This window comes from Pseudidiomarina taiwanensis (assembly GCF_003987435.1).
Classification (GTDB): domain Bacteria; phylum Pseudomonadota; class Gammaproteobacteria; order Enterobacterales; family Alteromonadaceae; genus Pseudidiomarina; species Pseudidiomarina taiwanensis.
Genome location: NZ_PIQG01000005.1, coordinates 137,213 through 160,815, shown reverse-complemented (window position 1 = coordinate 160,815; position 23,603 = coordinate 137,213). Strand labels below are relative to the sequence as shown.

The window sequence follows — 23,603 nt, the reverse complement described above, 5'->3', positions numbered from 1 at the left end:
TTCTGACGATTAATGCTCAAGCGAGCGATACTTTTCACGTAAATGGTTACGAACACTAATTGCGGTTAAGTTTAACCCAACAATTACTGTCACCAGTAAGAATGAGGTTGCGTAAACCAAAGGTCTGGCCGCCTCGACATTCGGGCTTTGGAAGCCCACATCATAAATATGGAAACCTAAGTGCATAAACTTACGGTCGAGGTGGAAATACGGGAAGTTTCCATCAACCGGCAACATTGGTGCTGATTTCACTACCCCAACCAGCATCAAAGGTGCCACCTCACCCGCTGCCCGTGCGACCGCCAAAATAAGTCCGGTCATAATAGCTGGAGACGCCATTGGGATGATGATACGCCACAAGGTTTCCGCTTTCGTCGCACCTAACGCAAGGCTACCTTCACGCAAGCTACTCGGGATCCGCGACAAACCTTCTTCAGTTGAGACAATCACCACTGGCAAAGTTAAAATTGCCAAGGTAATCGCTGACCACATCACCCCCGGCGTGCCAAAGGTCGGGCTCGGCAGGGCCTCTGGATAGAAAATCTGGTCAAGTGAGCCACCCACCATGTAGACGAAGAAGCCAAGACCAAATACACCATAAACAATCGAGGGCACCCCAGCGAGGTTGATCACCGCGATCCGAATCAGCCGCGTGACCGGGTTTTTGCCTGCATATTCATGTAGATAGATGGCAGCAACCACACCAAACGGAGTGACGATAACAGACATCAACAGGACCATAAATACGGTCCCGAATATGGCTGGGAAAACACCGCCTTCAGTATTTGCTTCACGTGGGTTTTCGCTGACGAAATTGCCAATTTGCGAGAAGAAGTAGCCTACTTTGGCGATAGCCCCCATGTCGTTCGGGAAGGTGACATCAAGCACCCGATACATGGGGATTGTCACATCCATTCCACGCATATCGCGCACCACAATACTGTCGCGACTCGCTTCTTCGCGCATCGCGAAAAGCTCTTCTTCAAGCACCTTATAATCAGCGCGTAACTGCGCCTCTTCGGCAGCAATTCGCTGTTCTTCGCTATCTGTCAATTGCTCTTTTAATGCGAGCGCCCGACGCTCTAGACGGAGCTGATTGAGGCGATAGTTGATCGCACCGATTTCACTATTTTGCAGATCTTCGGCTTGATCATTAATATCCAACACCCGCTCAATTCGCTGCGCTAATTCTTCACGTAATTCGCTCTGCTCAGGCGAGCTATTAAATACAGATTCCCCCTGCTCGAGAACGTCCGTGATATAACCGTAAAAATTGCCATTTTTAGAGCGCTCAATTTTGGCGACATCGAGTGGTTTTGCGTCAGCCACGATTTGCGGCTCCATGATCCACATAAAATCGAGCGGCACGTATTCACGGTTACCAACTTTCAATAACCAACGTTCGAGCGTTTCTTCACTGTAATTTTCAAGCACAATACCTGATTCTGCGAGGCGCTCCATCGGCACCTCTTCGGTATCGTAAAGCTCACCGATGACGGTCTTGGTAGAGCCATCAGAAGCCTGTACTTGAATCTCGTGGATTTCTGCTGGCCAGAAAAAGGATAAGCCACGCCAAGCAATTAATGCGAGCAAACCAAGTACTGCAATCAAGCTAACACTTACTGCGCCAGCTGTGAGCCAAATCCAAGGGCGACCTGTTTTAAACCAATCTTTCATCAGACCTTCTCACTTACATCGAGCTGTACTTGTCGCGCAGACGTTGGCGAACTAATTCGGCCAAAGTGTTAAACGCGAAGGTGAAAACAAACAATACAAATGCTGCCAAGAAAAGAATCCGATAATGCGAGCTACCGACTTCTGATTCCGGCATCTCAACCGCAATGTTGGCGGACAAGGTGCGCATTCCCTCAAAGATATTCCAATCCATAATCGGGGTATTCCCAGTTGCCATAAGCACGATCATGGTCTCACCAACGGCGCGCCCTAACCCCATCATCACGGCTGAGAAAATACCCGGGCTGGCGGTCAGTAACACCACGCGGCTGAGGGTTTGCCAAGGGGTTGCACCAAGTGCCAAGGAACCATTCGACAAGTGCTTCGGCACGCTAAATACCGCATCCTCTGCAATCGAGAAAATAGTCGGAATGACAGCGAAGCCCATCGCAATGCCGACAACAAGCGAGTTCCGCTGGTCAAAGGTAATGCCAAGCTCATTGGTCAAGTACTGACGGACATTGCCATCAAATAACCATTGTTCAACCAACGGTGACATTGAAAATGCGAAATAACCGACTAAAACAACTAACGGAATCAAGACAAGCGCGGCGCGCCCATCGCTGAGGTAATTGCGCACCTGCTTTGGCAACTTGCTGCTGATCAAAGCGAACAAAATGATCGCGGCAGGAACGAGCAGAATCGTTGCAATAATGCCGGGTAAATGGGTTTCCGCAATGGGCGCCAACCAGAGTCCCGCCAAGAAACCAAGGATAACGGTTGGTAATGCCTCCATGATTTCAACGGTTGGTTTGACAATCTTACGGACCGGAGCTGACATGAAATAAGCCGTATAAATCGCTGCGGCCAAGCCGATTGGGACGGCAAAGAGCATAGCGTACGCGGCTGCTTTGATGGTCCCGAATGAAATCGGTACTAAGCTAAACTTAGGTTCAAAGTCATCTGAACCTGAAGTGGACTGCCAGACATATTGCGGTTCTGGATAGCCCTCGTACCATACTTCTTGCCACAATCCGCTCCACGTCACCTCTGGGTGCTCGTTATCGAGACTAAAGACGTGTAACTGATCGCCGCTTTCAACCAGTAACGTATTTGCGCGAGGATCAACCACGGCACGTTCAGCGCTCACGCCAGCAGTTTTGGCAAAGTATAAATCGGCCTCTGATGTGGTGTGAAACACTCCCAATTCACCCTGAGCAGAAATACTATAAAAGGTTCTGCGGAAGTACTCGGGCACAATATCGATAACTGCATTCGCAGCGGCCTTTGGCGCGGTTTGGAAGTCGCGAATATAGCGATATCGCCGCCCTTCATCGGTTGTTACTTCAAACCATTGGGTAATTCTGCCGTCAGCATGGCCGAGCATGATAGAGCTCGCACCTGCCAATAACTGCATGCTGGTCACCTCTGCGAAGCGACGTTTGTCCAGCGCAAGGACTTGACGCTCGGTTACCACGCCACTGCGCGATACATCAAAAATCGCCAGACGGCTAGGCTGCAGAACGAGGACCTGGCGCAGGTCAGGGGTCACGCTTAGTGCTTTCACTGGCCCTGATAATTCAAGCTCACTAAACTTTGATTTTAAGCTGACTTGACCCGTCAAAAAATTACGTGATGCGGTAAAAGCATTGACGATGATACGACCACTGTCAGTGACCGCGGCAAACAGCATCGCATCACCATCATATTCGTAAGCTAGTTGGACGAGATCTTGTTCAGCGGGGTCAACTTGGATCAGTTCGCCATCGTTAACGAGATTGATCCGTGGCTCAGTAAAGCGCTGACCATTTTCGAACCGGGTTTTAAACTTTGCTTCGACAAGTTGCACCTTGCCACCTGGCAAAGCATAAGCGAAACGATTGTTTTGCGGTTGGGTCTGAGTAAAAGCAGTTGGCTTAACCTCAGTGAGCTGTTGCTGCAGCAGCACTTGACCTGTTTGAGCCTGCATGTGGGGTTTTGGCAGTAAGGCAAAATAGGTCAATTCGCCGGTATCAGAAAAGCGATAGCCAATCTCTGATTGTTCTTCCATTCCCAAAGCGACGGTTTGGCCAGTTCCGGGGACACTAAATTGACGCTGCTGTTCTAACTCAACGCCACGGAAAATTGGCTCAACGACATAGAGTAGATAGAAAAAGATAAGCAAGAGGGCGACCAACACTGCGACCCCTCCGGTGGTAACTCCCCAGCGCGCAAGCCGATCTTTGACTAAGCGTTTACTGCTTGCCCCTAATGCTGTAGGTGACTGAACCGCCATAAATCCTCTCTTGGCCATTATCGATAATCACAAAGTATAATCGAGAAATATGACAGTATTGTTACAGCGCTGTCATAATGCTGAAATATATCTGTCATAAACAGCAAAGCCGACCCTCGGGCCGGCTTTATTAGAGCGCTAAAGTTTAGTTTAAACCGAGACGCTCAAGTTCTTGTTCAACAACAATTCGCGGCAATGGAATATAACCATCTTTGGCGACGATTTCCTGGCCGGTTTTAGATAAAACCATCTTCAAGAATTCCGCAGTTGCTGGATCTAATGGCTTATTTGGATGCTTGTTGACATAAACGTAGAGGAAACGAGCCAACGGGTAGTTACCTGATAAAGCGTTCTCAGTCGTTGCATCGTAATACTCAGCGCCTTCCTCGAGGGCAAGTGGTACAGTTTTAACGCCTGAGGTCAAATAACCGATACCTGAGTAACCAATCGCGTTCAGTGAGGTTGAAACAGACTGAACCACAGATGCAGAACCCGGCTGCTCGTTCACATTCGGACGGAAATCACCATCACACAATGCGATTTGCTTGAAATATCCGTAAGTCCCAGACACTGAGTTACGGCCATAAAGTTGTAAATCCCGATTTTCCCAGCTACCCGTCAAACCAAGATCGCTCCAACGCTGCACTTCTTCAGTTGCTCCACAAAGGCGGGTATTTGAGAACACCGCATCAACTTGAGGAATCGTCATCCCTTCAATTGGGTTGTCTTTGTGAACAAACACAGCCAATGCATCGATAGCAACCCGAACCGGAGTCGGCTTGTAACCATGACGCTTTTCAAAAGCTTCGATTTCTTTCGACTTCATTGCTCGGCTCATTGGTCCGAAGTTTGAAGTTCCTTCAGTCAAAGCTGGTGGCGCAGTTGATGAACCCGCCGCTTGAATTTGAATATTTACGTTTGGATAAAGGCGCTTAAATTCTTCCGCCCAAAACGTCATTTTATTGGCAAGCGTATCAGAACCAACAGATGACAAATTGCCAGAAAGACCACTGACCTTTTCATACTCTGGCAGGTCGTCAGTTGCTTTTTGTGCATTAGCCGCACCAGCAAAAGCTACGATAGATGCGGTTCCCATTGCTAAAATTACACTTTTGAGTTTCATAATCACTCCACTCTAGATGAATGCTGGCAGGCCAGCTTGAAGTTGTTGAAGCTAGTTTAAGAAAGCAATGTGACAATTTAATGACAATATGAAACTTTTATTGATTTTCGAGTAAAAGTTCTTCGGGAACCCGAAATGAGAAGCTCGAACCTTGGCCGAGAATACTGTCGATTTGTAATTTACAATGGTGGTGCTCGAGCGCCTGTTGCACGATCGCTAGCCCCAATCCTGAGCCACCGGTCGCACTATTCCGATCTTTATCGATGCGATAGAAGCGTTCTGTTAACAGCGGGATGTGCTCAGCTGCAATACCCGGACCATTATCAGTGACGCTAAAAATATAATGATTGTATCGTCTCGCCCAGCGCACTGTAATCTTGCCACCTGCAGGCGTGTAGCGGATTGCGTTGGTGATCAGGTTGACAAACACACTGCGCAGCTCATCGGCTAGACCGAACATTTTTGCGGAGCCGATTTCAAATTCGATCTGATGCTCTTTATCGTTATTTAAGTTAACGACATCCTTCTCAATCGCATGCAAAATCGCGGGTACATCAACTTGCTGTTCAAAAATATCGCGCGGTGCCACGTCAAGCTTCGACATCGCTAGCAGCTGTTCAACCAAGTCACGCATCCGATTGCTTTGCGCATGCATATCACGAACTGCCTTTTCAAGCATTTTGGGGGGCAGCGCAGCGGGGTCTGACAGCATTTCGAGGTAACCTTGTAAAACCGTCAAAGGCGTTTTTAGCTCATGCGAGACATCGGCGACAAAGTCTTTACGCATTTGCTCTAATTGCTGTATCTGCGTGACATCGCGCGCCATCATTAAATATTGATCATCGCTATATGGAATGATCCGCACTTCCAGAATAATGTCTTCTCGTACCGGCGAATTCAAAAGAAGACTTTGACGAAAATCGTTGCGTTGCAAATATTCGATAAATTCCGGTTGGCGAATTAAGTTAGGTAGACGAATGCCGGTATCGGCTGGCCATTTGAGCCCAAAATAAAATTGCCCAAGCTTGTTACACCAAATTAAGCCACCGTCTTTTCGAAACACAATCGCGGCATCCGGGATGGCTTCGGCAGCTTCTCGAAAACGCCGCAGCAGTTTCGCTAGCGCGCGGCGACGTTGCTGACTGCGCCGTTGCGTGCGATAAATCCCATCATAAATGTAACTCCAACTGCCCGGAGCTGTTGGCGGTAAGAGCGTGCGTTGATGCCACAACCAATCGACAAGTTTGTATTGAAAGTAATAGTGCCAAGCAAGCGCGCCTAATAAACCGAGCGCTAGTAGCGGCCAAAAAATATCCAGCAAAAAGCCCAACAGTCCCAGTGGGATAACAAACCACAAGAAACCGCTAACTATAAACCAAACCGAATATTTTTTATCCATATAGGTTAACGCGCCGAGAAACGATAGCCGACTCCGCGGACAGTTTGCACCAAACGGTCATGGTCATGCAATGCCAAGGCTTTGCGCAAGCGACGAATGTGAACGTCGACCGTTCGGTCCTCAACATACACGTTGGTGCCCCAGACATGGTCGAGTAATTGTTCACGACTATAAACTCGTTCAGTGTGGGTCATAAAGAAATGCAGTAATTTAAACTCTGTCGGTCCCATTTCGAGTTCGTCGTTGTATGCAGTCACACGGCGAGAAACAGGGTCCAGTCGCAAGCCACTAATTTCGAGTGGTTCATCGAGTGCAGTTGGCGCAACCCGGCGAAATACTGCGCGCATACGCGCCATTAATTCCTTGGGCGAGAAAGGCTTGGTCATATAATCGTCAGCACCAACCTCTAGCCCTTTCACTTTATCTTCTTCTTCACCGCGCGCGGTCAACATGATGATAGGAATATTACGGGTATATTCAGTCGTCTTTAATTTCTTTGCCAACTGCACGCCCGTGCCACCAGGCAACATCCAGTCGAGGATAATCATATCTGGGTAGGGCTCGACAACTTTAGCAAGCGCAGTATCGTAATCGCCCGCTTCGACTGCTTGGTAGCCATGCTGCTCCATGACAAAGCTCAACATTTCGCGAATGGGCGCTTCGTCTTCAACAATCAGGATTTTTCTAGACATGTGCTTCACCTATCATTTGAATGCACAGCGATTATCGACCCTGATTATGACAGTTTTATGACTTTTTCCAAAATAACTTAATAAAGTTGTAAATCAGCCCAAACTAATCTGTGGTCTGAGCTTGCCCCGCGGTCACTTACAAGTCGCGCCTTAGGCTCGCTTGTAGTGGGCCAAAAGACACCACTGTCAATGACTCGAATGCCAAACTTTGATGGCAAAACATAATCTGCGCGCTTCCGCCAACTGGCGGTGTGCGATGCGGCATAAGGGTTATCTGGAGTGTGCTCTTGACCACCGCGACTGCGCGGTTCGATTGGGTTAACCAAGGGGTGTTCGAGCAACTGCTCAATGGTGCCCGGAATATTGCCATCGCCCTCAGACGAAGCATTCAGATCACCAGCAATGACAAACCGGCTGTGTTCAGCAAGACCACCGAAATTGCCGCGATCATCGTATATGTAGTCAGCTCGCATTGGCTCGATATAGTCAGCCCAAAAGCGAATTTCATCATGATTACGCCGACCATTCCGATCCTCTGGGCCATCGAACACCGGCGGAGTTGGATGACTCACCAAGAGATGGAACTCAAGTCCATCGACATTAATCGGAACATCCCAGTGTGACTTCGAACTCAGCGGGAATTCAGCCCAAGCCGCATCCTCGTACCATGGCTGTAAGACCTCGGTCAGCATCGGCCTGAGAGCCCCAGGCATGTCCTTCCATTTAAATGTTTGGAATGTTCGAACTCGCTCATTGGTAATTGGGTAACGCGAGAGCACTACCATTGCATATTGGCCCTCATACCAGCCAAAGCCCCATGCATCATTACCATAGCCCGTTGTTTCACCATCTCGGTTGAGATCATAAGGTGACGGCTTACCCGTATTCACTGGCGCGAGATAATGATAGGGATAGTCAATCGGTGACTCACCATTTTGACTGACCGCCAAGTACTCTTTTAAAAACACTGACAGCCCTTGCTGAAGTGGAATGTAGTCAAATTCATTCAACACCAATACATCGGGTCGAGTGTGCTGGATAATTTCAGCAATCGCTTTAATCTGCGGGTGTTGCTCAGCTAAAGCTTGCGCCAAAGCAGTTGCTCCCTCACTTGCGACTTGCCCTCGGGGTAAATAATTCGAAGCATCCATACTGACATTGAAGGTTGCCACCCGAAGCGCTCGAACGGGACTTTCATCTGTTTTCATTGGTTCACACCCTTGCAGCAACAAGCTCACTGCAGCCAACACTCCAATCCATATTTTTTGCATCATGTGTTACGACCTAAAAATTCGATGAATAATCACTATATTGTGTAAAAGAATTATGGGCAATCTGGTGTGATTTTGTGTAAAATGACGTCACAAAAATGAAACACATCCGAGCAGTGCTATGCTCAGATGTTTGAATTTCATCTGTATCCCAAGCAGGGTAAGTAAGCTGTAGTTTGCTCTGTTTAAATTGTGCTGTGATGGTGATTGTCACCATGTTGTAACATTGGTTTGGAACACTATTGCGGCGAAAAGTTCCGATGATTCGAAAGATTCATCAAATCGTAACAGTAATGGAATACGCTCTGTACTAACAGGATTTAACTGTTTTATTTAAAACAACCTAGGAAAGCAACATCATGTTTAACAGCAAACCAAGTCGCTTAGCTGCCGCAGTTGCACTCGCAATCGGTATGTCAGCCACGGTCTACGCGCAAGAAACTGCTTCTGACTTGCGTGGTGTGGTCACCTCTGACGCCGGTGCTACTGTCGCTAATGCTCAAGTTGAAATCGTTGACACGCGTACTGGCGCCGTCCGTACCTTGACTTCGAATGAAAACGGTAACTTCTCAGCGCGTGGTCTTCCAGTTGGTGGTCCATACATCGTTAAAGTAACTGACCCAGTTTCTGGCAATGTTACTGAAGAAGAAGTCTTCCTGGTCTTGGGTGATACCGCGAACGTATCAGTCATGGTTCAGTCGAGCGACGTAGAGCGTATTGCGGTCACTGGCACCGCACTCATGAACAACAACTACGGTGGTACCGGTCCTGCTTCTAACTTTAGCTTGCGTGACTTGGAAACCGCTCCAGCAATCAACCGTGACATCAAAGACATCGTCCGTATCGACCCGCGTGTCTACATCGACGAAAGCTTCGGTGATGCAATCCAGTGTGGTGGCGCGCATCCGCGTTACAACAGCTTGACGGTAGACGGTGTTCGCTTAAACGATAACTTCGGTTTGAACAGCAACGGTTACCCAACCGAGCGTATGCCATTCTCTTACGACTCAATCCAACAGGTTGCTGTTGAATTGGCTCCATTTGATGTCATGTACGGTGGCTTCACCGCGTGTAACATCAACGCTGTAACTAAATCTGGTCAAAACGAGTTGTTCGGCGGCGTATTCTTCGATTACACCAACGATTCACTCAAAGGTGACAAGATTGAAGACACTGAACTTGATAACGGTAACTACACCGAGAAGCGTTATGGCTTCAACGTAGGTGGCGCGATTATCGAAGATTCATTGTTCTTCTTCACTTCATACGAAAAATATGAAGGTGTTGCGAACTTCTCATACGGTGCGGCAGATTCAAACGCCGGTACTCGTATCAATGGTGTAAGCCAAGCTCAACTCGACCGTATCGCGCAAATCGCTCGTGATGTCTACGGCTATGATGTTGGTGCTCCATTGACTTCTTCACCTGTTGAAGATGAAAAACTAATGCTGAAATTAGACTGGCAGATCAACTCTGACCACCGTGCAGCATTTACTTATAACTGGAACGATGGCGGTAACATCCGTCCTTCAGACGCTAGCCCAAGTGAATACGAGTTCTCGAACCACTACTACTTCCGTGGTACTGAACTGACTTCATTTGTTGGTGAGTTATACTCTGACTGGACTGATAACTTCTCAACTGAAGTTCGTCTTGGTTACTCTGAAGTTGACAACACGCAACAAACCGTTGGCCCGCGTGACATTGGTGAAGTTCAAATCACCACTTTCAACGATCACGACAACGACGGCAGCGACTCGCGTGCAACAGTTTACTTAGGTGCGGACGATTCACGTCAAGCAAACAAACTTAAGTACGACACGACCTTCATGAAGTTTGCCGGTACTTACTTCGTCGGTGATCACGTTATCACTGGTGGTTTCGAGCGCGAAGAACTCGACGTCTTCAACCTGTTCGTACAGCACGCTGTGGGTGAATATCGCTTTGATTCAATCGATGATTTTGAAGCCGGTATCCCAGCGCGTATCTACTACGGTAGTGGTGCAGGTACCAACAACGCAGAAGATGCAGCAGGTGCATTCAGCTATGCAATTAATACCCTTTACTTGCAAGATGAATACTACTTATACGAGTATGACCTGACGTTAACTTACGGTCTTCGCTATGACTGGTATACCAGCAGCGATTTACCACGTGAAAACACTAACTTCGTAAACCGTTACGGTTTCAGCAACGCATCAAACTTTGATGGCGAAGGCTTGATTCAGCCACGTTTCGGTTTTAACTGGCGTGCAACTCCAGAACTTGAAGTTCGTGGTGGTTTAGGTCTTTACTCTGGTGGTAACCCGAACGTATGGATCGCGAACAACTATCAAAACGATGGTATCACGCAAATCCAATTGCAAGACCGTTCACGTCCAGACCTTTTCAACACTCCGTTGACTGGTTCTGGTAACCCAATCTACGACATCCCACAAAACTTGTTCGATGGCGTTGCTAACGCAACCGGCGACAGTGCGGTGAACGTATTGGATCCAAACTTCGAAATCCCAAGTGAGTGGAAGTACGCGTTAGGTGCAACCTATACCTTCGACAGCGGCTACGTTGTCATGGGTGACGTGTTGTTCACTAAGCGTCAAGACGCTGTGACTTTGGTTGACTTAGCACAAGAGCAAGTTGGTACTGCCCCAGACGGCCGTCCAGTTTACTCAAGCATCGAAGGTCGTGAAGCTGACTTCATGTTGACCAACTCAAACGATGCTGGTGACCAGTTCAACTTGTCACTCGCGGTAAGCAAAGCATATGACTTCGGTCTTGACTGGTCACTTGCGTACGCTTACTCGAAGTCTGAAGATGCGAACCCAATGACCAGCTCAGTGGCGTTCTCAAACTTCGTAAACTACTCAACTGCTGACATGAACAACCCTGCGGCGGCGACTTCAAACTATGAAATCCCACACCGCTTCACTCTTCGTGTTGGTTATGAGCAAGAGTTCATCGACGGTTACACCACTCGCTTCAGCCTCTTCGGCCAAGCGAATAAAGGTCGTCCGTTTAGCTATACCTTCGCAGGTACTGACGTTCTTGGCGATTTCGCTCGTGACCGTCAATTGCTCTACGTACCAACTGGTATCGATGATCCAAACGTAGCTTTCGACCCAGGTTTTGACACTGATGCATTCTTCGCATTCGTTGAGCAATCTGGTCTTGGCTCATACGCTGGCGGCATTGCTCCACGTAACGAGTTCTACGGTAGCTGGTGGCACAAATTTGACCTGAAAGTTTCACAAGAACTTCCTGGTTTCATGGACGGCCACAAAGCTGAAGCCTTCTTCGTGATTGAGAACCTCGGTAACATGCTGAACAGCGACTGGGGCGTGCTCTATCAACCTGGCTTCCCACAGAACGCGCCAGTTGTTGAAGTTGCTGAAAACCTCAACGCTCAAGGTCAGTATGAATTCATCGAATTCTTCCAGCCTGATGGTCAGTCTCGTGTGACAACACCATCACTTTGGGAAATCCGTGTAGGTGTTTCATACAAGTTCTAAGCAAACTGTCTTAGATACCGAAAAGCCCTCGCACTGCGAGGGCTTTTTTTTTAAACTGCATGAGCAATTCTATTTCGCTAGATACGAAGCTATGTCCGACCATCAAAAATTTATGCAACGAGCTTTAGAGCTCGCCGCACAAGCAGAGCAAATCGGAGAAGTGCCGGTAGGCGCTGTGATCGTTGCCAACGGTGAAATCATCGCTGAAGGCTACAATCAAATGATTCAAAATAATGATCCAAGCGCTCACGCTGAGATCGTGGCCATTCGAGCAGCCGGCGCAAAACTAAAGAATTATCGACTACCTGAGACTGAGCTTTATGTCACCCTCGAGCCTTGTGCAATGTGTGCAGGAGCCATCACCCACGCGCGTATTAAACGGCTTATCTATGCGACCACTGATCCGCGCACAGGAGCAACAGGCTCAGCGATTGACGTGCTCAATCACGCCTGTATGAATCATAAAGTGGAAGTAGTGAGTGGTGTTTGCCAAGAACAGGCTTCAGCGCAGTTAAAAAGCTTTTTTCGGGCTCGGCGCAATACGCCAAAGCCCGAAAAATAGTCTGACAAAGTCGCTCGCTTAGCCGAGATAGACTCGGGCATTACGGAACATCCGCATCCACGGACTATCCTCGCCCCACTCATCTGGATGCCAACTATTCGCCACCGTTCTGAACACTCGCTCAGGGTGCGGCATCATAATGCTAACGCGACCATCCGTTGTGGTTAAGCCAGTGATTCCGTTTGGTGAACCATTCGGATTTGCCGGGTACTGACTGGCGACACCGCCTTTGTTGTCGATATAACGCATGGTCACTAAACCTGACGCTTCGACTTGCTCAAGTTGGTTGGCTTTGAACTCAGCTCGTCCTTCACCGTGAGAAACCGCAATAGGCATGCGCGAACCGGCCATACCAGCGAAGAATAGTGAATCGTTTTGCTCGATTTCAACTAAGCTGAAGCGCGCTTCGAAACGCTCTGAGCGGTTGGTAACAAAATGAGGCCATAGCTCAGCCCCTGGAATGAGTGATTTCAAATTAGAGAGCATCTGACAGCCGTTACACACGCCAAGCGCAAAGGTGCGCTGACGCTCAAAAAAGGCAGCGAACTCATCTCGAGCTCGGTTGTTAAAGAGGATGGATTTCGCCCAACCCTCTCCGGCACCGAGAACGTCACCATAAGAGAAGCCACCACAGGCCACCAGACCATCAAACTTATCTAAACTGACACGGCCAGCGAGAATGTCGCTCATATGCGCGTCAATCGCCGCAAAACCGGCACGGTCAAAAGCAGCCGCCATTTCAATATGAGAGTTGACCCCTTGCTCGCGTAAAATGGCAATCATCGGGTCGCGCCCCGTATTGATATACGGTGAGGCAACATCATGGCTTGGATCGAAGCTCAGTTTAGCTTGTAAGCCTGGGTCATCAAGACGCTGTTTGGCCTCAAACTCTTCATCTGCACATTCCGGGTTATCGCGTAAACGCTGCATCTGATGCGTTGTTTCGGCCCAAATACTGCGATATTGGCTGCGTAAATGACATAGCACATCTTCGCCAGCACGCGTAAAGCGAATCACATCTTCGCGAACGACCTTACCAATAACATGTAAACAATCATCAAGACCTGCCTCAGCATAGGTGGCTTTCACGTTTTCTAGTTCATCTTGCTGAACTTGGATAACCGCACCAAGCTCCTCACTGAATAAGGCAGCAAGGTTATCTTCGCCTAATTCATCTAGACGAACCTCAACACCACAATGTCCAGCGAATGCCATCTCTGCCACGGTCACAAATAAACCACCATCCGAGCGGTCATGGTAAGCCAGAAGTTTGCCGTCATGGAGGAGCTTTTGCGTCGCATTAAAGAAGCCTGCTAGGCGCTCAGGGCTATCCACGGTAGGCGGGACATCACCAAGTTCACGATAAACCTGCGCGAGACACGAGCCACCTAAACGATTTTTACCGGCGCCTAGGTCGATCAAGAGCAGTTGTGTATCACCTTTGTCCGTTCGCAGTTGTGGGGTAAGTGTGCGACGGATATCGCGGACTCGTCCAAATGCGGTGATAATCAGGCTCAGCGGCGCAGTCACGGCTTTATCTTCGCCCTGCTCTTGCCAACTGGTTTTCATCGACATCGAATCTTTGCCCACCGGAATTGTAATACCGAGCGCAGGACAAAGTTCCTCACCGACCGCTTTCACAGCCTCATACAAACCTGCATCCTCACCGGGATGACCTGCTGCAGCCATCCAGTTCGCAGACAATTTAATCGCCTGTAAATCGCCAATATCGGCCGCAGCAATGTTAGTTAATGCCTCACCCACTGCGAGTTTTGCCGAAGCGGCAAAGTCGAGTAGAGCGACCGGCGTGCGCTCACCCATTGCCATCGCTTCACCGGCATAGCTATCATAACTAGCGGCGGTGACTGCGACATCAGCAACCGGAATCTGCCATGGTCCCACCATCTGATCCCGCGCAACTAGACCCGTTACAGTGCGATCACCAATGGTTATCAAGAACGTCTTTTCGGCAATGGTCGGCAATCTTAATAGCCGTTTGGCAGCCTCATCTAGCTGGATGTTATCGGTGTTTAAAGCCTTACCTTGTGCTTTTAATGAGCTAACATCACGGTGCATCTTAGGCGGCTTACCGAGTAAAACGTCGAGTGGTAAATCAATCGGTTGATTGTCAAAGTGCGCATCATACAGGCTTAAATGCTCGGCTTCTGTGGCTTCACCAATGACCGCATAAGGGGCCCGCTCACGCTCACAAATCGCAGCAAAGCGCTCCATGTTTTCCGGAGCAATAGCGAGTACGTAGCGTTCTTGCGATTCGTTACACCAAATCTCAAGCGGGGTCATACTCGATTCATCGTTAGGTATCGCACGCAAGTCGAATTTGCCGCCACGTCCGCCGTCGCTGACAAGCTCTGGCATTGCATTCGACAGACCACCGGCTCCCACGTCATGAATAAACGCGATAGGGTTTTGTTCCCCGAGCTGCCAACAGCGGTCAATAACTTCCTGACAACGCCGCTCCATTTCGGGGTTATCCCGTTGCACCGAGGCAAAATCAAGATCTTCGTGCGAAGTACCCGAGGTCATCGACGAGGCTGCACCGCCACCAAGGCCGATATTCATCGCCGGGCCACCGAGGACAACTAACTTAGCACCGACAGGAATTTCACCCTTCTCAACGTGTTGCTCGCGAATATTACCTAGACCACCAGCAATCATGATCGGTTTGTGATAACCACGCACTTCAGAGCCATTATGGCTCTCAACCTGCTCTTCGTAGGTACGGAAGTAGCCGGTCAATGCAGGACGTCCAAATTCATTATTAAATGCCGCGCCACCAAGTGGCCCCTCAAGCATAATATCGAGTGCAGAAACAATACGCTCAGGTTTGCCGAAGTCTACTTCCCACGGCTGTTCAAAACCTGGAATTTTCAGATTCGATACCGAGAAGCCAACCAAACCTGCTTTCGGCTTCGAGCCGCGCCCGGTTGCACCTTCATCACGGATCTCACCACCAGACCCAGTTGCAGCACCAGGATAGGGTGAAATTGCAGTCGGGTGGTTATGGGTTTCCACCTTCATCAAAATATGAATCGGCTCGTGAAAGTAGCTGTACTCGCCTGCGGCAGGGTGACCCACAGGATGCGGATAAAAGCGCCCAGCTTCGGAGCCGACCATCACCGCCGCGTTATCTTTATAGGCTGACAACACTTGTTCAGGAGTACACTCATAGGTGTTTTTAATCATTTTAAATAATGATTTGAGTTGCGGCTTTCCGTCGATACTCCAATCGGCATTAAAAATCTTATGGCGACAATGCTCGGAGTTCGCCTGCGCAAACATATATAGCTCGATGTCGTTTGGGTTACGGCCGAGGTGATTAAAATTGCTGTAGAGATAATCAATTTCATCGTCGGCAAGCGCCAATCCCATATCGATGTTGGCTCTTGCGAGGGCCTCGCGTCCACCCGCTAAAATATCAACGCTGGTCAGGCGCCCCGGTTCGGCATGTTGGAATAAAACATCTGCCTCGGTTAACTCGCCAAGCACCATTTCGGTCATACGGTCATGTAACAACGCAGCAATCTTGTCGCGCTGCTCAGTGCTGACATCACCCGTCAAATAATACGCAACACCCCGTTCAATGCGCTGAATTTCACTCAACCCACAATTGTGCGCGATATCTGTTGCTTTCGATGACCACGGGGAAATCGTCCCTGCACGCGGAACCACCAAGAACAATTCACCCGCTGGAGTGTGGGCTGCGCGTTCTGGGCCATAGGTCAAGAGCTTAGCTAAGACCTGATTTGCGCTGTCAGTTAACGCGGCATTGGTTTCGACAAAGTGAACGAACTCGGCATAAACCTCAGTGACAGCAAAGCCTGCTTCAGTTAAACGTTGAAGTAATTTATCAGCTCGGAATTCAGATAAGGCAGGGGCGCCGCGTACAATTTCCACAGGTTTATCTCCAGGGTTGAGAGCGGAAAAAACGAAGCGCCTATTATAGTCAGAAATAGCCTAAACGGCTACTCGTTCGTCTCTAATAAACGAAACCACTTTTGCCGGCGCTCAGTTTGTAAGTGACGCTGTTTGCGCAACCAGGCTCGGCGGCGCTGATGAGTCGGGATTCGCTTTGCTTTACGCATTTACTCGGCCTCGTCTTCAGCTAGCGCTGGCAAATCAATCTCAAACGATGCTTGTGGAATCCGTCCACGGTCATCGAGCCAGACTAGCGTGTCATAATATCGGCGGATATTCCCTACGTACCGAACGGGTTCATCACCGCGAGCAAAACCGAACCGCGTCTCACGATAATATTTTTTCTGTCTTAATAAGGGTAGACGTTTTCTGACATCGATCCAGCGATCTGGGTCAGCACCCTGCCGTTGCGTCAAAATACGAGCATCTTCCAGGTGACCAAAACCAATATTGTAGGCTGCCAGCGCAAACCAGATCCGATCGGGTGACTGAATACGCGCAGGAATACGCTCGAGCATTTGCTCAAAGTAACGGGCTCCACCACGAATGCTTTGCTCAGGATTAAGCCGACTCGTGACGCCCATCGCCTTCGCAGTGGGTAGGGTTAACATCATCATGCCACGCACTCCGGTCGGCGATTTAGCGCGCGGATTCCAATGACTTTCCTGATAACTTATCGCTGCCAACAAACGCCAATCTAGCGAGCCTGCGTGGGTTTCAAACATCGGCCGATAACGCGGGAGAACCGTCTCCACCGCATCGATAAAAAGACTGGTGTCGACATAATTAAAATCTTCGATATGTCCGAAATGCCGATCGATAAGTTGGTCTAACTCACCACTTTGCCGCAGCTCTCCTAAAAACTGAATCGCAAGAGCATAAACGGAACTATCATTTCCTTGCGGAAATACCCAAGCAACATCGACATCGTCGCGGAAGGTAAAGGCAACACTGATGTCAGGATAAAAGCGCCGATGCACATCCAAAATGTTGCTATCGGCGATGGTATACGCAATTTCCCCGGCCATCACTAACTGCAAGAGTTCACTGGCATCGTGCTCCGTCGTCGCGCGCCATTGCAGATCAGGATATTCATCGGCAATCGCGAGGAGTTCTTCATGATGGCTACTGCCTGCAACCACTACTAATTCATCGTCAAGTTCAGCCAATACCCGAGGACGATCTCGGCTGCCCTGACGATACACAACTCGCTGTGCAATTTCTTGATAAGGCGGGGTAAATCGATAGCGTTCAGACCGTTGCGGGGTTCGATCGAGTCCAGCTGCCAACAAATCGACCTCACCTTGTTCAAGCAGAGTGAACAAGTGATCAACGTTGTAACGTGGAACCATTTCAAGTTCGACCCCAAGCTGGTCGGCGAAGCGCTTGGCCAGCGCATACTCAAGCCCGGCTTCGCGCTCTTGGTCAAGGAAGTAGGTGGTTGGGCCGAGTAACGTACCGACTCGAATGACACCGCGTTGCTGAATTTCTTCAAGTTGGTAGCTTTGCGGCTGTGGTGTACAACCCAACAGCGCAAGCGTAAAAAGAAGCAGCAAGAGGTAACGAGGCATACGTCTCAAACCAAGATTATTTCAGTGATGTTTTGAGCATACTACAGCACCAACTCAGAGACTAGGCTGTTTGCTCGTTTTCACCCCGGCCCTGCGACCGGGGTGCTCAGCAAACTACTCCCACTCGATGGTTGCTGGAGGTTTTCCTGAGATATCGTAAACCACGCGAGAAATACCATCAATTTCATTGATGATTCGATTCGATACCTTCTCCAGCAGCTCGTAAGGCAGATGAGCCCAGCGCGCAGTCATAAAGTCGATGGTTTCCACCGCTCTGATCGCAATCACCCAATCGTACTTGCGGGCATCACCCATCACTCCGACCGAGCGCACCGGTAGAAACACTGCGAAAGCTTGGCTTACTTTGTCGTACCAACCTGCATTGCGTAGCTCAGTGATGAAGATATGGTCTGCCCGACGCAGTAAATCACAGTACTCTTTCTTCACTTCAGCCAGCACTCGCACGCCAAGGCCTGGGCCCGGGAACGGGTGACGATAGAGCATGTCATACGGCAAGCCCAACTCGAGTCCGATTTTTCGAACTTCGTCTTTAAATAGTTCACGCAGCGGCTCGACCAATTGCAGCTTCATATCTTCTGGCAAACCGCCAACGTTATGATGCGATTTGATCACATGTGCCTTACCCGTTTTAGAGCCGGCCGACTCAATCACATCTGGGTAAATCGTGCCTTGTGCTAGGTACTCAACCCCGGAAATGTTGCTTGCCTCTTCGTCGAATATTTCGACAAAGACGCGGCCAATAATTTTGCGCTTGGCTTCTGGGTCTTTTTCGCCAGCAAGTGCGTCTAGGAAGCGATTTTCAGCATCGACATGGACAATATTTAAGCCGTAGTGATCGCCAAACATCTCAAGCACCTGCTCGGCCTCTTGCCAACGCAGTAAGCCGTTATCAACGAAGACGCAGGTCAATTGGTCGCCAATGGCGCGATGCAATAACATCGCAGTGACTGAACTATCCACGCCACCAGATAAACCAAGCACTACTTTACCTGAGCCTACTTGCTCCCGAATCCGCGCGACTGCGTCATCGATAATGTGCGCTGGCGTCCAATTCCGCTCACACTCGCAGATTTCAACCACGAAATGCTCAAGCATCCGCATCCCTTGCCGGGTGTGAGTTACTTCAGGGTGGAATTGCACCCCGTAGAAGTCGCGCGTGTCATCAGCCATGGCCGCAATCGGACAGGTCGGTGTTTGTGCAACAATCGCAAATCCTTCCGGCGCCTCGATGACCTTGTCGCCATGACTCATCCAGACGTCAAGCTGAGGATTACCATTCTCGTGGACACTATCCTCGATATGATGGAACAGCGGACATGGTGCGATACGCTCGACTTGTGCATAACCAAATTCGCGCTCAAGCGAGCCCTGAACTTTGCCACCGAGTTGCTCGGCCATCGTTTGCATACCGTAGCAAATTCCAAATACCGGCACCCCTGCATTGAAGACATATTCGGGCGCCCGAGGAGAGTTTGCTGCGGTGACAGACTCAGGACCACCCGAGAGGATAATCCCGTTTGGCTTGAAGCCTTTGATATCCTCTTCACTGACATCCCAAGCCCAGAGTTCACAATACACTCCAAGTTCACGGACACGGCGGGCAATCAACTGAGTATATTGCGAACCAAAATCTAAAATTAAGATGCGATGTGCATGTATATCTTGCATGGTCATTAACCCATCCGATAGTTAGGAGCTTCTTTAGTGATTTGCACATCGTGCACGTGTGATTCGCCCATTCCAGCAGCAGTAACCTTGACAAACTGCGGCTTGGTGCGCATTTCTTCGATATTTGCGCAACCAGTTAAGCCCATCGCCGAGCGAATTCCGCCCATTTGTTGATGAATGATGGTCGCAATTGGGCCTTTATAAGCGATACGACCTTCGATTCCCTCAGGAACCAGCTTCTCCGCCTCGTTAGAAGCTTGGAAGTAGCGATCGGATGAACCATTTCTTTGGTTCATCGCACCGATACTGCCCATGCCACGGTAAGACTTGTAATAGCGACCTTGATAGAGTTCAACCTCACCGGGCGACTCCTCGGTCCCGGCCAACATGCTGCCTACCATGACACACGATGCGCCGGCAGCGATGGCTTTGGCAATGTCGCCCGAAAAACGGATGCCGCCATCGGCGATCACTGGGATATCACGGTCTTTTAACGCATCAACCGCATCACTAATTGCGGTGATTTGAGGAACGCCACAACCCGTCACAATCCGAGTCGTACAAATTGAGCCAGGACCAATACCAACCTTGACAGCATCGACTCCAGCATCGGCCAGTGCTAGGGCTCCAGCGCCAGTGGCCACGTTGCCGCCGATAATTTGAAGCTCTGGGTACTCTTTACGAGTTTTCGCTACGCGATCAAGCACGCCCTGCGAATGACCATGAGAAGTGTCAATCAAAAGCACGTCAACACCCGCTTCAACCAGAGCAGCGATACGCTCATCGGTACCTGGACCAACCCCTACCGCTGCACCGACCCGCAAACGACCCAAGTCGTCTTTACAGGCATTCGGTTTACTTTCAGCTTTGGTGAAGTCCTTTAAGGTAATCATGCCGCGCAGATGAAAGGCATCATCGACAACAAGAATTTTCTCAATGCGATGTTGATGCATGAGATCAAGAATCTCGTCACTGCTCGCATTTTCGGTCACTGTGATTAAACGCTCTTTCGGCGTCATCACCGAAGTAATCAGCTGCTGCTCATCATGAATCGCGCGAGTGTCTCGCCCGGTTATAATTCCTACCAGTTCACCACCGCTGGTTACGACAGGGAAACCGTGGAACCCATGTTCAGCGGCCAACGCCCGAACTTGACCAATGGTGGTATCAGGTGTGACCGTGACCGGGTCAGAGACCATACCGCTCTCATACTTCTTCACTTTACGGACGTGAGCAGCTTGTTCTTCGATGGTCATATTCTTATGAATAAAACCAATTCCACCCTCTTGCGCGAGAGCAATAGCCAATGCCGCTTCAGTGACCGTATCCATAGCAGCTGAAACTAGCGGAATATTAAGTGCGATTTTACGCGTAAGACGCGTGCTTAAATCGGCAGTATGCGGTAAAACGGTTGAGTGACCGGGGACGAGCAAAACGTCGTCGAAGGTAAGCGCTTCTTGGGCAATTCGTAGCATGGCAACATCTCACTAGCTGACTTAATGTTGCGGGTGGATTTTACTCGAAAAGCGCTTTTCAGTAAACTAATTTTTTCGCTCTACTACCGAGTAAAAGGTTGCAAATATGCCAACGCCTCCAGCGCAACGACAGGTCTTCACTGTTGCTCACCTGAATGCCGAAGTCCGCCAAGTTCTTGAGCAAGGCTTTGGCTCTATTTGGCTGGTTGGCGAAGTATCCAATTTTGCCGCGCCCGCATCGGGTCATTGGTACCTGACATTAAAAGACGAACGAGCGCAGATTCGAGCAGCGATGTTTCGGAATGCGAATCAACGCAGCCGCATCCGACCCCAAAATGGCAGCCAAGTCCTCGTCCGAGCTAAGCTTACTGTGTATGAGCCACGCGGCGATTACCAATTGATCATCGAGCATATGGAAGATGCAGGGGCGGGGCTATTACAGCAACAGTACGAACAACTGAAGCAGCAACTGCAACAGCAAGGTTTGTTTGCTCAAGAGCATAAACAAGCACTACCGAGCCATATCAGTAAAGTGGGCGTAATTACCTCGCCGACGGGTGCTGCAATTCGAGATATCCTAGCGGTACTAAAACGGCGCGACCCAAGTATCGAAGTCATTATTTATCCATCACAAGTGCAGGGACAAACCGCCGCTGGCGAATTACGCACAGCGCTGCAACAGGCAATAAATCGAGCTGAGGTGGATGTACTCGTGCTGACGCGTGGCGGTGGCTCACTCGAAGATTTATGGTGTTTTAACGATGAGCAGCTCGCCCATGATATTTTTAATTGTCCATTGCCAATAATTAGCGCAGTCGGGCACGAAATAGACTTTACTATCGCGGACTTTGTTGCGGATTTGCGCGCACCTACTCCCTCAGCTGCAGCTGAACTGGTGAGCCAAGACCAGCAAGTTAAACTGCGCCAAATCAACCAGCTCAGTGACCGTCTGACGCGAAGCTGGAGTCAATACCTGACCCAGCAACGCCAAACTCTGGGGCATCTCTCCCAGCGGCTCCGCCAACAAGACCCTAAACGCCGCTTACAGCAGAATCAACAGCGACTTGATGAGTTACAATTACGCATCCACGCTAGCATGCAGCGGCTCTTAAAAACTCAACTACAGCGCCAGCAAATGCTGGTCGAACGAACCTCTCGATGTCATCCCGAACGCCAGCTGAAGCCAGCGCAACGAGCCCTCGAGCAACTCGATGCCCGTTTACAACACACCATCCAGCACCAGTTGCACCGAGCGCAGCAACGGCTCCAAGCAAATGCACAAAACTTAAACTTAGTCAGCCCGCTTGCGGTATTAGGACGCGGCTACGCCATCGCCTTAACGGATCAGCAAGAGGTCATTCGCCGCCCTGAGCAATTAGCTCCCGAACAAGCGTTTACACTCAAGCTGGCGGATGGTGAACTGCGGGCTAAGCGAATCGATATTAAGCATGATAACGAACACTAAAAGTTAGCGAGGTAATTCAGGAGCATAGCCCACAAAGGCAAGGTTACTAGGCATAAGAGGACTCCATATCCGACCACAGCTGCGGCCAGAGTCGGCGCCAGTCCAGCCATAATTGCCAGAGCACCAGCGGAAATCATTGCTGGCATCGCTGCCTCTAAAATAGTGACTTGATGCACCAAAGAATCAAATCCCAACGGCCAAATCAGAAGCATCGCCACCAACGGCGTGAGCACTAGCTTGAGGACCAGGGCCCAAACGAACGGCTGCCGATCCTCAGCTGCCAGACGAAACTTTAATTGAAAGCCAACCGCAACCATGATCACTGGCACCAAGGTAACGGCAAGGCTGTCGATAAAGCTGGCAAGAATCGGATGATAATCCCAAGACTTCAGCACTAGTGCCGCGATAAGTGCAATAAACGGTGGAAAGCGTAGGATTTTTAAGAGGATTGGGCGCAGCTTTGGGCGGGCACTCTGGCCCTCACGACTGGCATATATTGCCACTACAAATGTTGCGTAAATCGACAAAATCAAAAACGACCCCAGTTGATCATACAGCAGCGCATAGGGAATCCCCGCCTCACCAACCAAGGCTTCAATCATCGGGAAGCCGACAAACGAGGTGTTGCCAAGTGGTACCACTATCAACATACAAGCAGTGGTTGCCGACGACCAAGCCAAACGCCGGGCCAATAACAGAATAACCGGCACCGTGAGAAGTAACAGGACCCATGGCATGATGGCCGGGATAATCAATGCAGTAGATACGGTCAGCGCAGGTATTTTTTGTAACACCAAAGCGGGTAACGCAACGTAGATCACATAGGCATTGAGTACCTGCCCAGTGTTTTGCGGGAATTGGCGACTGCGCTGTAGCAACAAGCCGATAAGCAGAAAACCTGCGATATAGATTAAATTTGCCATTTAAGATGTGCTCACTTGCGCCAAAACTAAAACCCCACC

At 49.6% G+C, this 23,603-nt stretch carries 14 protein-coding genes; 3 read left to right on the top strand and 11 right to left on the bottom strand.

Annotated features, from left to right (window positions below; genetic code table 11):
• Window positions 1-9 precede the first annotated feature (9 nt).
• The 6 genes from pstA to CWI83_RS09905 form a co-directional block, all read right to left on the bottom strand.
• The gene (gene pstA, locus CWI83_RS09930; protein ID WP_198677295.1) at window positions 10-1,680 is read right to left on the bottom strand and encodes a phosphate ABC transporter permease PstA; all 1,671 of its coding nucleotides are present in this window, start codon (window positions 1,678-1,680) and stop codon (window positions 10-12) included.
• A 10-nt stretch (window positions 1,681-1,690) separates the two neighbouring features.
• Window positions 1,691-3,949 carry an ABC transporter permease subunit gene (locus tag CWI83_RS09925; RefSeq protein WP_126828571.1) on the bottom strand — a complete coding sequence of 753 codons (2,259 nt, stop codon included), beginning with the start codon at window positions 3,947-3,949 and terminating at the stop codon, window positions 1,691-1,693.
• A 145-nt stretch (window positions 3,950-4,094) separates the two neighbouring features.
• The gene (locus CWI83_RS09920; RefSeq protein WP_126828569.1) at window positions 4,095-5,072 is read right to left on the bottom strand and encodes a PstS family phosphate ABC transporter substrate-binding protein; all 978 of its coding nucleotides are present in this window, start codon (window positions 5,070-5,072) and stop codon (window positions 4,095-4,097) included.
• Between the two features lie 97 nt (window positions 5,073-5,169).
• Complete coding sequence (phoR, locus tag CWI83_RS09915; protein WP_126828567.1) at window positions 5,170-6,471, bottom strand: phosphate regulon sensor histidine kinase PhoR; 1,302 nt, start codon at window positions 6,469-6,471, stop codon at window positions 5,170-5,172.
• Window positions 6,472-6,476: 5 nt separating this feature from the next.
• Window positions 6,477-7,163: a phosphate regulon transcriptional regulator PhoB gene (phoB, locus tag CWI83_RS09910; RefSeq protein ID WP_126828565.1), complete on the bottom strand. Its 687-nt coding sequence runs from the start codon at window positions 7,161-7,163 to the stop codon at window positions 6,477-6,479.
• Between the two features lie 77 nt (window positions 7,164-7,240).
• Window positions 7,241-8,437, bottom strand: coding sequence for an endonuclease/exonuclease/phosphatase family protein (locus tag CWI83_RS09905; protein ID WP_198677290.1), 1,197 nt, complete (start codon window positions 8,435-8,437; stop codon window positions 7,241-7,243).
• 356 nt (window positions 8,438-8,793) lie between these two features.
• Here CWI83_RS09905 and CWI83_RS09900 point away from each other — a divergent pair, with 356 nt between their 5' ends.
• Window positions 8,794-11,943: a TonB-dependent receptor gene (locus CWI83_RS09900; protein WP_198677289.1), complete on the top strand. Its 3,150-nt coding sequence runs from the start codon at window positions 8,794-8,796 to the stop codon at window positions 11,941-11,943.
• A gap of 91 nt (window positions 11,944-12,034) precedes the next feature.
• Window positions 12,035-12,505 (top strand): tRNA adenosine(34) deaminase TadA, encoded by a 471-nt coding sequence (gene tadA, locus CWI83_RS09895; protein WP_126828561.1) that lies wholly within the window; start codon window positions 12,035-12,037, stop codon window positions 12,503-12,505.
• A gap of 18 nt (window positions 12,506-12,523) precedes the next feature.
• On the opposite strand, the gene purL is transcribed toward tadA, so the two are convergent.
• The 4 genes from purL to guaB form a co-directional block, all read right to left on the bottom strand.
• Window positions 12,524-16,420 carry a phosphoribosylformylglycinamidine synthase gene (purL, locus tag CWI83_RS09890; RefSeq protein ID WP_126828559.1) on the bottom strand — a complete coding sequence of 1,299 codons (3,897 nt, stop codon included), beginning with the start codon at window positions 16,418-16,420 and terminating at the stop codon, window positions 12,524-12,526.
• Window positions 16,421-16,608: 188 nt separating this feature from the next.
• Window positions 16,609-18,012, bottom strand: a complete 1,404-nt coding sequence (gene mltF / locus CWI83_RS09885; RefSeq protein WP_126828558.1) for a membrane-bound lytic murein transglycosylase MltF — start codon at window positions 18,010-18,012, stop codon at window positions 16,609-16,611.
• Window positions 18,013-18,126: 114 nt separating this feature from the next.
• On the bottom strand, window positions 18,127-19,701 hold the full coding sequence (gene guaA, locus CWI83_RS09880; protein ID WP_198677288.1) for a glutamine-hydrolyzing GMP synthase: 1,575 nt from the start codon (window positions 19,699-19,701) through the stop codon (window positions 18,127-18,129).
• Between the two features lie 5 nt (window positions 19,702-19,706).
• Window positions 19,707-21,176, bottom strand: coding sequence for an IMP dehydrogenase (gene guaB, locus CWI83_RS09875; protein WP_126828555.1), 1,470 nt, complete (start codon window positions 21,174-21,176; stop codon window positions 19,707-19,709).
• 106 nt (window positions 21,177-21,282) lie between these two features.
• On the opposite strand from guaB, the gene xseA reads away from it, so the two are divergent.
• Window positions 21,283-22,641 carry an exodeoxyribonuclease VII large subunit gene (xseA, locus tag CWI83_RS09870; RefSeq protein WP_126828554.1) on the top strand — a complete coding sequence of 453 codons (1,359 nt, stop codon included), beginning with the start codon at window positions 21,283-21,285 and terminating at the stop codon, window positions 22,639-22,641.
• Here xseA and CWI83_RS09865 read toward each other — a convergent pair.
• Entirely contained in the window at window positions 22,638-23,564 is a 927-nt protein-coding gene (locus CWI83_RS09865; RefSeq protein ID WP_126828552.1) for an AEC family transporter, read from the bottom strand. The genes xseA and CWI83_RS09865 overlap by 4 nt on opposite strands.
• Window positions 23,565-23,603: the final 39 nt, after the last annotated feature.

Coding starts and splice junctions, on each gene's coding strand:
- phoB (WP_126828565.1), bottom strand. CDS start 7,163: ATGTCTAGAAAAATCCTGATTGTTGAAGACGAAGCGCCCATTCGCGAA.
- CWI83_RS09925 (WP_126828571.1), bottom strand. CDS start 3,949: ATGGCGGTTCAGTCACCTACAGCATTAGGGGCAAGCAGTAAACGCTTA.
- xseA (WP_126828554.1), top strand. CDS start 21,283: ATGCCAACGCCTCCAGCGCAACGACAGGTCTTCACTGTTGCTCACCTG.
- CWI83_RS09900 (WP_198677289.1), top strand. CDS start 8,794: ATGTTTAACAGCAAACCAAGTCGCTTAGCTGCCGCAGTTGCACTCGCA.
- CWI83_RS09865 (WP_126828552.1), bottom strand. CDS start 23,564: ATGGCAAATTTAATCTATATCGCAGGTTTTCTGCTTATCGGCTTGTTG.
- CWI83_RS09920 (WP_126828569.1), bottom strand. CDS start 5,072: ATGAAACTCAAAAGTGTAATTTTAGCAATGGGAACCGCATCTATCGTA.
- tadA (WP_126828561.1), top strand. CDS start 12,035: ATGTCCGACCATCAAAAATTTATGCAACGAGCTTTAGAGCTCGCCGCA.
- guaB (WP_126828555.1), bottom strand. CDS start 21,176: ATGCTACGAATTGCCCAAGAAGCGCTTACCTTCGACGACGTTTTGCTC.
- CWI83_RS09905 (WP_198677290.1), bottom strand. CDS start 8,437: ATGATGCAAAAAATATGGATTGGAGTGTTGGCTGCAGTGAGCTTGTTG.
- guaA (WP_198677288.1), bottom strand. CDS start 19,701: ATGCAAGATATACATGCACATCGCATCTTAATTTTAGATTTTGGTTCG.
- mltF (WP_126828558.1), bottom strand. CDS start 18,012: ATGCCTCGTTACCTCTTGCTGCTTCTTTTTACGCTTGCGCTGTTGGGT.
- phoR (WP_126828567.1), bottom strand. CDS start 6,471: ATGGATAAAAAATATTCGGTTTGGTTTATAGTTAGCGGTTTCTTGTGG.